The 15,073-nt window shown below is 33.0% G+C and carries 13 protein-coding genes; 9 read left to right on the forward strand and 4 right to left on the reverse strand.

Features of this window, described 5'->3' with window-relative positions:
- The first annotated feature begins 229 nt into the window (after nt 1-229).
- Nucleotides 230-856 carry a Rossmann-fold NAD(P)-binding domain-containing protein gene (locus ABD816_RS08735; protein ID WP_344926511.1) on the forward strand — a complete coding sequence of 209 codons (627 nt, stop codon included), beginning with the start codon at nt 230-232 and terminating at the stop codon, nt 854-856.
- A gap of 271 nt (nt 857-1,127) precedes the next feature.
- Nucleotides 1,128-1,739: a lipoprotein signal peptidase gene (locus tag ABD816_RS08740; RefSeq protein WP_344926512.1), complete on the forward strand. Its 612-nt coding sequence runs from the start codon at nt 1,128-1,130 to the stop codon at nt 1,737-1,739.
- 29 nt (nt 1,740-1,768) lie between these two features.
- On the opposite strand, the gene ABD816_RS08745 is transcribed toward ABD816_RS08740, so the two are convergent.
- The 4 genes from ABD816_RS08745 to ABD816_RS08760 are packed head-to-tail and all read right to left on the reverse strand — an operon-like array spanning nt 1,769 to nt 4,632.
- Nucleotides 1,769-2,341, reverse strand: coding sequence for a 5-formyltetrahydrofolate cyclo-ligase (locus ABD816_RS08745; RefSeq protein ID WP_344926553.1), 573 nt, complete (start codon nt 2,339-2,341; stop codon nt 1,769-1,771).
- Nucleotide 2,342: 1 nt separating this feature from the next.
- The gene (locus ABD816_RS08750; protein ID WP_344926514.1) at nt 2,343-3,323 is read right to left on the reverse strand and encodes a succinylglutamate desuccinylase/aspartoacylase family protein; all 981 of its coding nucleotides are present in this window, start codon (nt 3,321-3,323) and stop codon (nt 2,343-2,345) included.
- A gap of 8 nt (nt 3,324-3,331) precedes the next feature.
- Nucleotides 3,332-4,204 (reverse strand): 30S ribosomal protein S6--L-glutamate ligase, encoded by an 873-nt coding sequence (gene rimK / locus ABD816_RS08755; protein ID WP_344926515.1) that lies wholly within the window; start codon nt 4,202-4,204, stop codon nt 3,332-3,334.
- A complete protein-coding gene (locus tag ABD816_RS08760) occupies nt 4,204-4,632 on the reverse strand; it encodes an ATP-dependent zinc protease family protein (RefSeq protein WP_344926517.1) in 429 nt (142 codons plus the stop codon). Before ABD816_RS08760 ends, rimK begins: the two co-directional genes overlap by 1 nt.
- A 163-nt stretch (nt 4,633-4,795) precedes the next feature.
- Here ABD816_RS08760 and uvrC point away from each other — a divergent pair, with 163 nt between their 5' ends.
- The 7 genes from uvrC to ABD816_RS08795 all read left to right on the forward strand — a co-directional run bounded on the left by uvrC (nt 4,796) and on the right by ABD816_RS08795 (nt 15,072).
- Entirely contained in the window at nt 4,796-6,595 is a 1,800-nt protein-coding gene (gene uvrC, locus ABD816_RS08765) for an excinuclease ABC subunit UvrC (protein ID WP_344926519.1), read from the forward strand.
- 8 nt (nt 6,596-6,603) lie between these two features.
- Nucleotides 6,604-8,886 carry a patatin-like phospholipase family protein gene (locus ABD816_RS08770; RefSeq protein WP_344926521.1) on the forward strand — a complete coding sequence of 761 codons (2,283 nt, stop codon included), beginning with the start codon at nt 6,604-6,606 and terminating at the stop codon, nt 8,884-8,886.
- A gap of 244 nt (nt 8,887-9,130) precedes the next feature.
- Nucleotides 9,131-10,288, forward strand: coding sequence for a homogentisate 1,2-dioxygenase (locus ABD816_RS08775; RefSeq protein ID WP_344926523.1), 1,158 nt, complete (start codon nt 9,131-9,133; stop codon nt 10,286-10,288).
- A 244-nt stretch (nt 10,289-10,532) separates the two neighbouring features.
- The gene (hppD, locus tag ABD816_RS08780; RefSeq protein WP_344926524.1) at nt 10,533-11,672 is read left to right on the forward strand and encodes a 4-hydroxyphenylpyruvate dioxygenase; all 1,140 of its coding nucleotides are present in this window, start codon (nt 10,533-10,535) and stop codon (nt 11,670-11,672) included.
- A 383-nt stretch (nt 11,673-12,055) separates the two neighbouring features.
- A complete protein-coding gene (locus ABD816_RS08785; RefSeq protein ID WP_344926525.1) occupies nt 12,056-12,832 on the forward strand; it encodes a DUF3108 domain-containing protein in 777 nt (258 codons plus the stop codon).
- Nucleotides 12,832-13,797: a tryptophan 2,3-dioxygenase family protein gene (locus tag ABD816_RS08790; RefSeq protein ID WP_344926526.1), complete on the forward strand. Its 966-nt coding sequence runs from the start codon at nt 12,832-12,834 to the stop codon at nt 13,795-13,797. Before ABD816_RS08785 ends, ABD816_RS08790 begins: the two co-directional genes overlap by 1 nt.
- Nucleotides 13,798-13,803: 6 nt before the next feature.
- Nucleotides 13,804-15,072: a peptidoglycan DD-metalloendopeptidase family protein gene (locus ABD816_RS08795; protein WP_344926528.1), complete on the forward strand. Its 1,269-nt coding sequence runs from the start codon at nt 13,804-13,806 to the stop codon at nt 15,070-15,072.
- Nucleotide 15,073: the final 1 nt, after the last annotated feature.

A 15,073-nucleotide genomic window follows, 5' to 3' on the forward strand; every position in this document is an offset into this window, starting at 1 on the left:
CTTCAGTTGGCAGATTTGGGTCTTTTAACTAATGTCCACACACTTAATTTAATCCCTGATCCATTAAAAATTAATGCTTATCTTATTATCGTCATAATAGTCAGAACAAAACTTTTTAAATACATCAATGTCTTTTAACAACAATACTAATATATAAATAATAAAGATTAAATGCAAATAAATTCGATGAAATACACAAATTTGTATAAATCTATCATAATATGTTCTAATGAAACAATTTTTTCTAGCAATACTATTATCGCTACATTCTTTTCTAATATGTGCTCAGGTCACAGTAGATAAAAGTATGGATGCAACAGGCATCAAAGATGCTTTTATCATTCTTGATCATACCTTCGAGTTAGACATTACAAATACCTCAGAAAACAGAATTATCATAAACTCTGTTGCTGAAGGAGAACATCAAAATAGGATATTAATAAAGGCTCATAGAGATAACAATTCTATACACATTGTAGATGATCTACAACCGTTTTCTACAAACTACAATGATAAGCTGGATGCTCATAAAGTTATTGCATCCAAAATGAAAATAGAAATACCCGCACATATTACTGTACATGTCCAATCCAGCATTGCTAATGTCAATATACAAGCCAGGTTTAAAAATCTTTTAATTGCATTAACATCTGGGAATTGTATGCTTAATTCTTTTATCGGCAATGCTACTATTAATAGTACCAAAGGAGCTATTACCCTATTTACAAAAAATGCTACTGTTTCTGCTTATTCTAAATCTGGAAATGTTACCTCAGAAAAAATATCCGGAATATATGAGATTGATTTAAAATCTAATAGTGGTGCCATACACGTTTATAAAATAAAAGAGTTTTAGAATACGTATTCAGTTAAAAGGAAACGCTGATAATTATTTATTTTTACAACATTAAAAAATCAGTGTATCCTAAGGTCAAAGATAAAAACACCTGATTTTATACACTATCAGTAGGACTTTTATGTTCTCAATCCGTTATTGAATCCTGTTAATTTTAATCAACTTATCTTTAAAACAGTAAAAAAAGTATTTTCAACGTAAGTTTCTCACCAATAAAATACTATTTTTGTCCGTCATAATTAGAAATGATAGAATATTGTAAATAAACTGTATGTCTTTAAAGAAATCTATTTTAGTTATAATCTTAGTACTGTTAATAGATCAGATTTCTAAAATTTATATTAAAACTCATTTTAGCTTACACCAAGAGGTGTCAGTATTTAGCTGGTTTCGTATCATATTTGTAGAAAATAAAGGAATGGCGTGGGGGTTTGAGCTTCCCGGTAGCTATGGTAAATTAATACTTACCTTATTTAGATTAATAGCTATTTCTGGTATCGGATATTGGCTGTATGACTCAGTTAGAAAAAATAGCGCCTGGATACTTACTTTTTGTATTGCCCTCATTTTTGCAGGAGCTTTTGGCAATATTATAGACTCTATGCTATATGGTATTATTTTTAATGAAAGTACATTTACACAAGTTGCCCAATTTATGCCAGAGGGTGGCGGTTATGAAAGTATATTCTATGGTAAGGTAGTGGATATGATTCAATTTCGATTTTATGATGATATCTTACCAGATTGGATTCCTTTCTGGGGTGGAGAACATTTTTCTTTCTTTGATCCTGTATTTAATATCGCTGACTCTGCTATTAGTATTGGTGTATTTTTATTACTTATTTTTAATAAAAGAGCCTTTCCAAAGAAAGCAGCAGCATAACAGAATAAATCATTAGATGTTAGACACTTTCACAGTTTCTTAAACGTATACACTTTTGATGGCGTAGCACAATAATCTAATCCAACATCTCTAGGTATCATCTCTGTTATTTCTTGTTCAGGTTCAAAAAAAGATAACCCTATCTTTATGGTATCCGGTTTACATTTAGCTAAAAAAGTATCATAGAACCCTTTTCCATAACCGACACGATTTCCTTTTTTATCAAATGCTAATAAGGGAATAAAGACCACTTCAATACTTTCGTCTGCTATTGGAACACCTTGTGTAGGCTCAGGAATTCCCCATTTATTAAGCACAAGTGTTGTATTATCGGTTAGCAAAAAATGTGTCATTTTATTTTCTTCAAAATCACTTCTTGACACCACAATATTTTTATCCTTACCCTGTAGAATATGTAAAATAAACTCTGTATTGATTTCTTTCTGTTTTTGAATGGGTAAAAAAATATGATAAAATGAATATTTCCAAATTGGTAACTGCAGTAGATTATTTGCAATATCAACACTTCCGTCTTCAATCTCAGTGTCTGTAAGTTTTGATCTTAACATCTTATATCTAACACGTACATCCTTCTTGCTTATACTACCCATTATCAATCATTGTCGAAATATGAAAAATCGCATCTCCTTGATACGTAATCGGTGCTTCATTAACATTAATAATATAGCCGTCATTAGGTGCTTTGACTACATATCTCATTTTTCCATAGGGATCTGTTATGGTAGCAAGGCTTTCTCCTTTTAATACGTGTTGCCCACATATAACCTTAGGATGTAATAACCCACTAAATTTAGCACGTATCCATGTGGTTTTCTTTATAAGTATCGTACTTCTTTCTATTAAAGGTAAGGTAAAAGAAGTATCTAACATTTCTAAATGCTGTAATACACGCATAGAACCCAGAACTCCTTCTCTTGCGATATCTTTATTACTATTCTGTGATTTACCTCCTTCAAACAATAAAATTTTAATTCCTTTTTTAGCACAAGTAGCTCTATAAGAACCACTCAACTCTTTAGAAATCATTGTAAAAGGAGCATTAAAAATAGATGCTAGCTCCAATAGTGATGAATCTTTACCATCTACTCTGATATGTGGGGCATTAAATCTACTACCACCACCTGTATGAAAATCCAAACAAAAGTCTGCTACAGGAAGTATTTCATTGACAAATTGATAGGCAAAACGACTTGCCAAAGATCCGTTTTTAGTCCCTGGAAAAACCCTGTTCAAATCCCTGCCATCCGGAAAAAAACGATCCATCATTAAAAACCCAAAGACATTGAGTATAGGAATACATATAATTGTGCCTCTTGCTGGTTTATTAATTTTTTTAGCAATGATCTGGCGAACTACCTCTACTCCATTTATTTCGTCTCCATGAATCCCCCCGGTTATTAAAACGGTTGGTCCAGGATTTTTTGACCTTTCTATAATTATTGGAATTTCTACTTTGGTTGAAGTATATAGGTCAGCAATATTAAAATTAATAGTTTTACTGGTATTCATCTGGATTTCTTCTCCCAGAATTTTCAATACATTTGTTTCTTTACTATCTACCATATAAATTTCTAGACACTTCTCTCGATAAAACGAATAATACTTTTTGCAATATCTTTTCCTGTAGCGAGTTCTATACCTTCTAATCCAGGAGAAGAATTCACTTCAAGAATTAACGGTCCTCGCTCACTCTGCAACATATCTACTCCTGCAACCCCTAATTTTAAAGCTTTTACTGCTTTTATAGCAGCATTTTCTTCTTCATCACTTAAATCAATCAGCTGAGCACTACCACCTCTATGCAAATTAGATCTAAATTCACCTTCTTTACCCTGTCTTTTCATAGCACCTACTACTTGTCCATCTACTACCAATGCACGTAAATCCGCACCTTTTGCTTCTTTTATAAACTCTTGTACAATAACTCGTGCTTGTAAGCCATTAAATGCTTCTAATACTGATTCTGCTGCAGTTTTTGTCTCTGCTAATACAACTCCTAATCCTTGAGTCCCTTCTAATAATTTGATAATTAAAGGAGCTCCTCCTACGTGCGAGATTACTTCTGAAACGTCTTTAGAATAGTTAGTAAAAACTGTTTTAGGAAGTCCTAAACGGGCTTTTGATAATATTTGAAGGCTTCTTAATTTATCTCTGGACTCTACCAATGCCTGAGAAGATACAGTAGTAAAGACATTCATCATTTCGAATTGTCGCACTACAGCTGTACCATAAAATGTTATAGAGGATCCAATTCTGGGAATCACAGCATCTACGTGTTCTAATTTTTTGCCCTTATAATAAATCTCGGGATTTTTCTTTTCAATAACAATATCGCAACCCAAAGGATCTATGACCTGTACATTATGTTTTCTTTTCAATGCTGCCTGAACAAGAGAATTAGTAGAATACAAACTAGAACTACGAGATAAAATTTTAATATTCATTAGGATTTTAAATTATATGACTGATCTTCTAATTGTGTATCTACCAGAAATTTACCGCTTAAAAATTTACGACCAATAAGAACTGGAAATCGCATATCATCACGAGAAGATAAGGTAAGTGTTATAGGGTTTGTTTTATTAAATAGTGTGATTTTAGTTTTGATAGCATACCGTATCTCAACCTTTCCATTACTACTTTTTACTGCAGTAATATCGTAATTCTTAAAAGTAAATTTTTTTCCATTATACTCTGGATGAGTAGGGTCTAGAAAACGACACTCGAGCAGTTCTCCCACTTCTTTAATTTCTTTACAATGGATAGAGGATGTGTAAGCACCGGTATCAACCTTTACGTCAATATCTTTTAGTTCAAAAAGCGGAAAATCCACTTTATCGGTTCTACCTATGATTTTCTTTTGATTTTCCAAAAAAATAAATTAAAAGAGATAAGATACGAATGTAATAAAAAAGACATTGTTATCAATGTAATTGCCGTTTTTAATCGTTAAAATTCCTCTATTTTTTTAACATAATTAAACCTAATATGTTTGCATAATAATTAAGGTAATGCACTAAATTTACACTTAGTTTATGCAAAACCCTTCATTAGACATACAAGTTAGAACATTACCCACAAGTCCAGGCGTATACCAATATTATGATAAGGAGGACAGGTTATTATACATAGGCAAGGCAAAGAACCTAAAAAAAAGGGTTAATTCTTACTTTACAAAAAGCCACGACAATAATAGAACCAGAGTTCTGGTAAAAAAAATCCGAACAATTAAACATATTGTGGTGGAGTCAGAAACAGATGCACTTTTATTAGAAAATAATCTGATTAAAAAGCATCAGCCTCGTTTTAATGTCATGCTTAAGGATGACAAAACATATCCTTGGATTTGTATAAAGAAAGAAAGGTTTCCCAGAGTATTCCCCACTCGAAATTTAATCAAAGATGGCTCTGAATATTTTGGTCCATATACTAATTTTAAGACCGTTCATACCCTTTTAGATTTAATTAAAGGACTATATCAATTAAGAACCTGTAATTACGATTTATCTAAAGAAAAAATAGATAACGGAAAGTATAAAGTATGCCTGGAGTATCATTTAGGGAATTGTAAAGGAGGATGTGAAGGGCTTCAAGAGGAGCAGGAATATCGTGAAAACATAGAAGCCATTCGTGAGCTTGTTAAAGGAAATTTTAAAGATTCGTTGCAACGATTCAGAAAACAAATGATGGATCATGCAGCAAAGATGGAATTTGAAGACGCACAAAGAATTAAAGAGAAAATAAAAGTACTAGAGAACTATCAAGCAAAATCTACTATTGTTAATCCAAAGATTAGCAATGTAGATGTGTTTTCTATTATTTCTGACGAATCATATGGATATGTTAATTTTCTTCAACTTTCTTATGGATCTATTATTCGTTCTCATACCACAGAAATTAAAAAAAAGCTAGGAGAAACAGATAAAGAATTACTAGAATTAGCAATTGTAGAATTAAGACAACGATTTGGTTCTTCATCTAAAGAGATATTTGTACCTATCTCTGTAGATGTAGGTGAAAAGCTAAAAATAACAATCCCACAGTTGGGAGATAAAAAGAAGATTGTAGACTTATCTGTCCGTAATGCGAAATACTATCGTCAGGAGCGTTTTAAACAAATAAAAATAATAGATCCGGATCGACATGTAAAGCGTTTGATGGCTCAAATGAAAAAAGACTTGCGGTTACCAGAAGAACCAAGACATATTGAATGTTTTGACAATTCTAATATTCAGGGGACGAATCCCGTTGCTGCCTGTGTAGTTTTTAAAAACGGTAAACCCAGTAAAAAAGAATATAGAAAATTCAATATTAAAACAGTAGAAGGCGCCAATGATTTTGCTTCTATGGAAGAGGTTGTCTACAGACGGTATAAAAGATTAGTGGAAGAAGAAGAACCACTTCCACAATTAGTGATTGTAGATGGAGGTAAAGGGCAATTATCATCTGGTCTAAAAGCATTAGAAGATCTGGGCCTGAGAGGAAAAATCACTATTATTGGGATTGCAAAAAGACTAGAAGAAATCTACTACCCTGGAGATTCCATCCCATTATACCTGGATAAAAAATCAGAATCTTTAAAAATAATTCAACATCTCAGAAACGAAGCACATCGATTCGGTATCACTTTTCATAGACAAAAAAGAAGTAAAGCAGCATTAGAAACAGAATTAGATGATATCCCGGGTATTGGACAAAAAACCATCGTAGAACTATTAACGCATTTTAGATCTGTGAAAAGGATAGGTGAAGCTTCTAAAAAAGAACTAACAGAAGTAATTGGCAACTCGCGTGCAACCAAAGTATATAATTATTATCTTTCTAAAAAAGAGTAAATATTCATATGTTCAATACAATATGCAACATACGTAACTTTGCAATTTTAATCTATATACTTCTTGTATGCCCTAATCTATATGCTCAGGAAATATCTTCAAGCAGAAAAGTTGATAGTGTAACAACAGGAGAAGATATAAAAGTAGGTTTAGTATTAAGTGGTGGTGGAGCCAAAGGGCTTGCCCATATAGGTGCTTTAAAAATAATAGAAAAAGCTGGTATCCGTATTGATTATATCGGAGGCACTAGTATGGGAGCCATTATCGGATCGCTGTATGCCTCGGGATATACCGCAGCAGAATTAGATACGCTAGTCCGAAATATTGATTTTAATAATTTAATTCAGGATGACTTACCCCGTAGTGCAAAGACTTTTTACGAACGGGAGGATTCAGAAAAATATGCGCTTAGTTTACCTTTTGACGACTTTAAAATCGGATTACCTCAGGGATTATCCAAAGGACAAAATTTTTATAATGAGTTTTCGAGAATGACCTCTCATGTAAACCATATCCGTGATTTTAAAAAACTTCCTATTCCTTTTTTTTGTATATCTACAAATATTGAAACTGGAGAGCAGATTTTGTTAGACAAAGGATATCTACCTGATGCAGTGTCTGCAAGTGCCGCTTTACCTTCTATTTTTACACCTGTAGAATTAAAAGGTATTTTAATGACTGATGGTGGTGTGGCTAATAATTACCCTATTCAAGAAATAAAAGATCGAGGTGCAGAAATTGTGATAGGAATTGATGTACAAGATAGTTTGATGCCTAGAGATCAATTAAATTCTGCAACCAATATTATGTTACAGATCAGTAATTTTAGGACAATAAATTCGATGAAAACCAAAATACCAGAAACTGACATATATATTAAGCCAGAAATAGGTAAATTTTCAGTGATCTCTTTTGATGATGCTGATGAAATCATAGCAAATGGTAAAAAGGCTGCGTTCCTAAATTATAAAGAATTAAGAACCATCGCATCACTTCAAAAAAAATCCATCCCTACAGTTAGCGTTCCTGAACTCTCGGATTCTTTACAAATAAATAATGTAGTTGTCATGGGAAACAAAAGGTATACCAGAGCATATATAAATGGGAAGTTAAAACTAAAAATACCTAAAAAAACAACCTATAAGAAGTTATATGAAGGAATTAACAACCTATCAGCTACAGGAAATTTTGATAGAGTGAGTCATCGTTTAGTCAATCAAAAACAAGGTAAAACTTTACTTATAAACGTAAAAGAATCTCAAAACACTACATTACTCCGTTTTGCACTGCATTATGATGATTTATATAAAACTGCTGCTTTAGTTAATTTCACCAAAAAAAGCCTTCTTTTTAATAACGATGTTTTATCGCTTGATATCGGCCTGGGTGATAACCTAAGATATAATCTAGACTACTATATAGATAAAGGTTTTTACTGGAGTATTGGGTTAAAAAATAGTTATAATCGGTTTAGCAGGAATATTTCTTATGATCTAGTAAAAGAAGATTTTAGATTGCCTGATATTGAAGTAAATCAAATTAATCTTGACTATTTAGATTTTAAAACTCAATTTTATGTGGAAACTCTGTTAAATCAGACCTTTTCATTAGGCATTGGGGCAGAATACAGACGGTTTAGACTTATTTCTAAAACCATAGGAGAAGATGAAGATCAGTTACCAAGAATTGTTTTTGATAATAGTAATTATTGGAGTGGCTATTCTTATTTAAAATTTGATAGCTATGACAATAAATATTTTCCTTCATCGGGATTTTTATTTGATTCAGAGATTAATTTTTATGCATTTAACACGAATCCGAATAGCGAGAATAGTGATTTTACTATTGCAAAAGCAAATTTTGGGTATGCCACTACACTATTCAAAAATGCGACCCTAAATCTGAACTTAGGTGCCGGTGCAAGAATTGGAGAAGAAAGTTTCAGAAGTCTTAATTTTTTTGTTGGTGGTTATGGCGCAAAAACAATTAATAATAACATTCCATTTTATGGATACGATTTTTTAAATATTGTAGGAGATAGCTTCACTAAAGCTGCGCTTACCTTTGATTATGAAATCTTTCAAAATAACCATATCAACCTTGCTGCAAACTATGCTAATGTGGGGAATCAAATTTTTGATACCGGTGTCTGGATACAAGCACCAGAATACTCCGGGTATGCCTTAGGATATGGTCTTGAAACTTTTCTTGGACCGTTACAAGTAAAATACTCCTATTCTCCTGAGATTAAAGAAAGTGAATTATTTTTTAGTCTTGGGTTTTGGTTTTAACTCTATTTTCAAAAGCTATTGATTAAATGCAATTAATTTCACCCTATACATTGACAATCAAATAGGAATACGTTAACATAACTTGTTATAAAAAATTCCGATATTTGTGATATTATGAGTTTATTTTGGCAAAATTTACTATTACAACTTCATTATCTTATGAAACGCAACCCTGAATAGACGGTAGCGAAACGCATACATTTACTTTTTTACTGCATTATTTCATATTTAATCTCACTTTATTATGCCTTTTTATCATTCACTAGGTTCTATCCCTCCTAAACGTCACACTATCTTTAGAAAACCAGACGAAAGTCTATACTATGAACAAGTATTCGGGACTATTGGATTTGATGGAATGTCTACCATTTTATATCATCACCACAGACCTACACAAGTAAAAGAAATTAAAGAAAGCTATACGGTTGCTCCAGAAATTGCAATTAAAAATAATATTAAATCCTACCGGTTACACGGATTTAAAATAGCACCTGAAAAGGACTATCTACAGAGCAGAAAAATTATACTAACTAATAGCGATGTTCATATTGTTCTATCCGCTCCACAAGAGTCCACTTCCGAGTATTTTTATAAAAACACAGATTCAGATGAATTAATTTTTATTCATAGGGGTACCGGAAAATTCAGAAGTCATCTAGGAAATCTGGATTTCAAATATGGAGATTATATATTGGTCCCAAGAGGAACTATCTACAAACTTGATTTTGACACTACAGATAATCGTTTATTCATTGTAGAATCCCGACGCCCTATATATACGCCTAAGAGCTATAGAAATTGGTTTGGTCAACTGCTGGAGCACGCTCCATTTTGTGAACGCGATTTAAGAGCTCCTTCTGAGTTGGAATCTCACGATGAAAAAGGTGATTTTTTAATTAAAGTAAAAAAGCAAGATGAAATTTTTGATATGATCTATGCTACCCATCCATTTGATGTGGTAGGATATGACGGTTATAATTTTCCGTATGCTTTCTCAATACACAATTTTGAACCTATCACAGGCAGAATACATCAACCACCACCAGTACATCAAACATTTGAAACCGATGCTTTTGTAGTGTGTTCCTTTGTTCCCAGATTATATGATTATCACCCGGATAGTATTCCGGCTCCGTATAATCATAGCAATATAGATAGTGACGAAGTTTTATATTATGTAGATGGAGATTTTATGAGTAGAAATGATATTGATGCTGGTCACATATCACTTCATCCTGCAGGAATTCCACACGGACCACATCCGGGGGCGGTAGAAAGAAGTATTGGCAAGACCAAAACCGATGAATTAGCGGTTATGGTAGACACTTTTAAACCTTTAATGGTCACTAAACAAGCAATGACTATAGCAGATGAAGAGTATCATAAATCATGGCTAGAATAATGAATGAGTGTATACTAAAAGTAACTTTTAACAAAAAGACGCATCATGTTACAGTATAGAAAAGACATAACTGCACATCTTAGAGCAATGTGGTAAGTATAATGATAAGGTAGTAAATTAGAATAAACGTATTAGTTTACGAAAATTAGTTACCATATAGACTGGTTAATTTTATAAACCTAATAGATCTTTTCATTAATATAGAATCCTAAGATTATTTTTTTCATTATTAAAACAAAACACTATGTCTGAAAATATAACACCACAAAACTTAGAAAAAATAATTCCTCAAGCAGAAGATTTTCTACCTCTTTTAGGAACCGATTACATAGAATTATATGTAGGTAATGCTAAACAAGCAGCCTATTATTACCAAAACGCCTGGGGCTTCCAGCCGATTGCCTATGCAGGATTAGAGACTGGTAGCAAAGATCGGGTATCTTATGTATTACAACAAGATAAAATACGATTGGTGCTTACCTCACCTTTGCATCCGGATGGAGATATCAATAAACATATCAATGCGCATGGAGATGGAGTAAAAGTAGTTGCTTTATGGGTGGACGATGCTACAAAAAGCTATGAGGAAACGGTAAAACGTGGAGCCAAATCATATATGAAACCTACTACAGAAGAAGATCAAAATGGTTCCGTGACATTATCAGGAATTCATACATATGGAGAAACAGTCCATATTTTTGTGGAAAGAAAAAACTACAACGGAGCTTTCTTACCAGGATATAAAATAGTAAACAAACCTTTTAAAACCGAAACTACAGGACTCAAATACATAGATCATATGGTAGGTAATGTAGGTTGGAACGAAATGAACAAATGGTGTGAGTTCTATGCAAAGGTAATGGGCTTTGCACAACTTGTATCTTTTGATGATAAAGATATTTCTACAGACTACACCGCGTTAATGAGTAAAGTGATGAGTAATGGAAATGGACGAATCAAATTTCCAATTAATGAGCCTGCAGAAGGAAGAAAAAAATCGCAAATAGAGGAATATATCGATTTTTATAATGGAGCTGGGGTGCAACATATGGCACTGGCTACTGATAATATTATAGAAACCGTGACTGCACTTCAAAACCGGGGTGTGGAATTTTTAACGGTACCAGCCTCTTATTACGATACTGTGCTGGATAGAGTGGGAGAAATAGATGAAGATTTACAACCGCTAAAAGAATTAGGGATTCTTATCGATAGAGATGATGAGGGCTATTTGTTACAAATTTTCACCAAACCAGTTCTTGATCGTCCTACAATGTTTTTTGAAATTATACAGCGAAAAGGAGCACAATCATTTGGAAAAGGTAATTTTAAGGCACTTTTTGAAGCCATTGAGAGAGAACAGGAAGAAAGAGGTACTTTATAAAAGGTAAAAGATGTACTTAATTTTTGCACTATTCTGATTATATACGTTAATATGTTGTAATTATTGAGGAATTATCTATTTTAACATAAAAATTTGTTAAAAATCATAATAAAAAAACGTTTTCGTATGATAATTATGCAAAAAATGTTGAGATTTGCATGTATAAGCGGAGTGGTTACTGCTTATATCTAAAACGATAATTATTCTCATAATTTAAGTTTTTAGTTGGTTAATAAAAGTAAAAGAGAGCTGTGGTGGCTCTCTTTTTTTTTAAGTCACGCATACATTTTTATCTCAATATATTAAATAGTATTTTTGGAATGGAAATTGCCAATACTTAATTGATTCTATATTCGTTACGTATAACAACACCCTGAACTATTATGAAAAATACTATTCTTTTCCTTTTGTTAGTAATTACTAGCACAGCCATAGCACAAGAAAACCATAAATCTTTTGACAGTGGTGAATGGTTCAAGTTTAGAATTCATTATGGATTATTTACTGCAAGTTATGCTACTCTAGAAGTTAAGGATGAAGTCCTAAACGGCAAACCTGTATATCATATTAAAGGATTTGGGGAATCCTCAGGATTTTTAAGTGTGTTTTTTAAAGTAGAGGATTACTATGAGACTTACATTGACAAAAATGAAGTAAAGCCTTATAAATTTATTAGAAAGATTAATGAAGGGGGACATACAAAAAACACAGAAATTAATTTTGATTATGAAAAAAATGAAGCGTTAGTTATAGATAAAAAGCGGAGCACTCAGAAAACATATCCTATCAAGGCTAACGTTCAGGATATGATGTCCTCTTTTTATTACCTAAGAAATAATATTGACGTATCTTCGCTCAAGAAAGGCGATGAGACATATGTTAATATGTTTTTTGACAATGAAAACTTCCTGTTTAAATTACGCTATTTAGGTAAAGAGGTTATTAACTCAGAAGTAGGCAAAATTCGTTGTTTAAAATTTCGCCCTATCGTGCAAGCAGACAGAGTATTTAAAGAAGAAGAAAGCCTGACTGTATGGGTAAGCGATGATGATAATCGCATGCCTGTAAAAATTAAAGCCGATATTCTTGTTGGTTCTATACAAGCAGATTTGGAGGCTTTTAAAGGTCTTAAATACCCCTTTAAAATTGTAGTTGATTAATGGACAAATCCATCAAACCCGAAATTGCTGAAAAAATAAAGCAATTAGAAAAAAAATTCAAGAATTCAGGACAGGATTTGGGATCCTATCTAGATGGTTTATTACACGACCGTTACCTTACCTATTGGGATTATATCCATCTGGATACCTTATTGAGTTTACAGATTCCCAGAACCCACTTTCCTGATGAAGAAATTTTTATTACTTATCATCAGATTACAGAATTATACTTTAAACTTATCATCCACGAGCAAAAGCAAATTATCGATGATAAATTACAAAATGCCGAATTTTTTACAGGCAAATTAGACCGGATCAATCGCTATTTTAGAGTATTGATCAACTCCTTTGATGTCATGATCAAAGGAATGGATAAAGAGCAATTTCTTAAATACAGAATGTCTTTACTTCCTGCCAGCGGATTTCAATCCGTACAATTCAGAATGATTGAAATTTATTCTACACCATTAGTCCATTTAGTGGATAGTAAAAAGCGATCTCAATTTTCAGAGCAAGATCTTTTAGAAGACATCTATGAGCATTTATACTGGAAATCCGGAGCAACAGATCTTGAAACCGGAGAAAAAACATTAACGCTTAAGCAGTTTGAATATCGCTATACCCCTAGAATGATGCGAATTGCTAATCAGGTAAAACAGAGTACTATTTATCATAAATATCTTGATCTACCAGAAAAAGAGCGAAATAATGCACAGCTTATTAAAGCATTACGTACTTTTGACAGTAATGTGAATATTAATTGGTTATTAATGCATATGGGTGCTGCCTACAGATATCTTAAAAAAGATAAAGGACAGGTATTGGCAACTGGAGGAACCAATTGGAAAAGTTTTTTACCTCCTAGTTTTCAGAGCATACAATTTTTTCCTAATCTTTGGAGTGCAGAAGAAAAAGAGAATTGGGGACAGCAATGGGTTACTCATTTATTTAATACCGCAAAATAGAGTCAGTTGAAGAAGATATTTTATATGCTACTCATATCAGTAGTATTGACTTCGTGTCAGCAAGAAAAGGAACAAGCAAAAAATACGGAACCAGCAGTAGCAGAACAAGAAACTCCTCCTCCGATTATTAAAGAATTCGGATACGATCTTACTAATTTTACCGTGGTGAGAGATACTGTTCGCGCTGGAGATAGCTTCGGAGCTATTCTGGATAGCCACGGAATTGCCAGAGCCAAAGTTTTCGAAATTTCGAATAAAATCAAAGACACTTTTAACGTGGCCAGAATTATGGCAGGCAAGCCATATACACTGCTCAAGTCTAAAGATACTACAGAAAAAGCGCAGGTATTTGTATACCAACAAAACCAGATAGAATACACCGTAGTAGATTTTAGAGATAGTATCACCGCTACAAAAAGAACAAAACCTGTAAAAATTGTAGAGAAAATAGCAGTAGGCACCATACAAAGCAATCTATCTCAAACTTTTGATGATATGAATCTTAGTTTTCTTGTCGCTTATAAAATGGCAGACATCTATGCCTGGACTATTGATTTTACCAGACTTCAGGCAGGTGACCAATTTAAAGTGATCTACACAGAAAAATTTATTAATGATACAATTCCTGCCGGAATTGGAGAAATAAAAGCTTCTTATTTTGAGCATCGCAGCAAACCGCTCTATGCTTTTCAGTTTGAGGATGACACTATTAATAACTCCTCAGATTATTTTGATCACGAAGCAAACAATTTACGACGTGCGTTTTTAACAGCACCTGTACAGTTCAGCAGAATCTCTTCCAGATATAACCTTAAAAGAAGGATAAAATATTATGGTAATAAAATCAGACCACATCGGGGTACTGATTTTGCTGCACCTATAGGAACCCCTATTCTCGCAACAGCAGACGGCACTGTTACTAAATCAGAACGAAGAGGAGGAAATGGGAAATATGTAAAAATAAGACATAATGCTACCTATGACACCCAGTATTTACACATGAGTAAACAGGCGGTAAAAGTAGGAGAATATGTAAGACAAGGCGATGTCATCGGCTATATCGGTATGACAGGTAATACAGGTGGACCTCATGTATGTTACCGATTTTGGAAAAATGGTAAAGAAGTAGATCCCTTTAAAGAAGACTTACCATCATCTAAACCTTTATCAGAAGAAATGCAACCTGCTTTTTTCGAACATATCAATCCCTTAAAAACCAAATTAGACTCCACACTTTTTGAACCGGAGCCAGAAGAGGAACCAGAAATATTATAAT

This window comes from Aquimarina addita, assembly GCF_039539305.1.
In the GTDB taxonomy this organism is placed as follows: domain Bacteria; phylum Bacteroidota; class Bacteroidia; order Flavobacteriales; family Flavobacteriaceae; genus Aquimarina; species Aquimarina addita.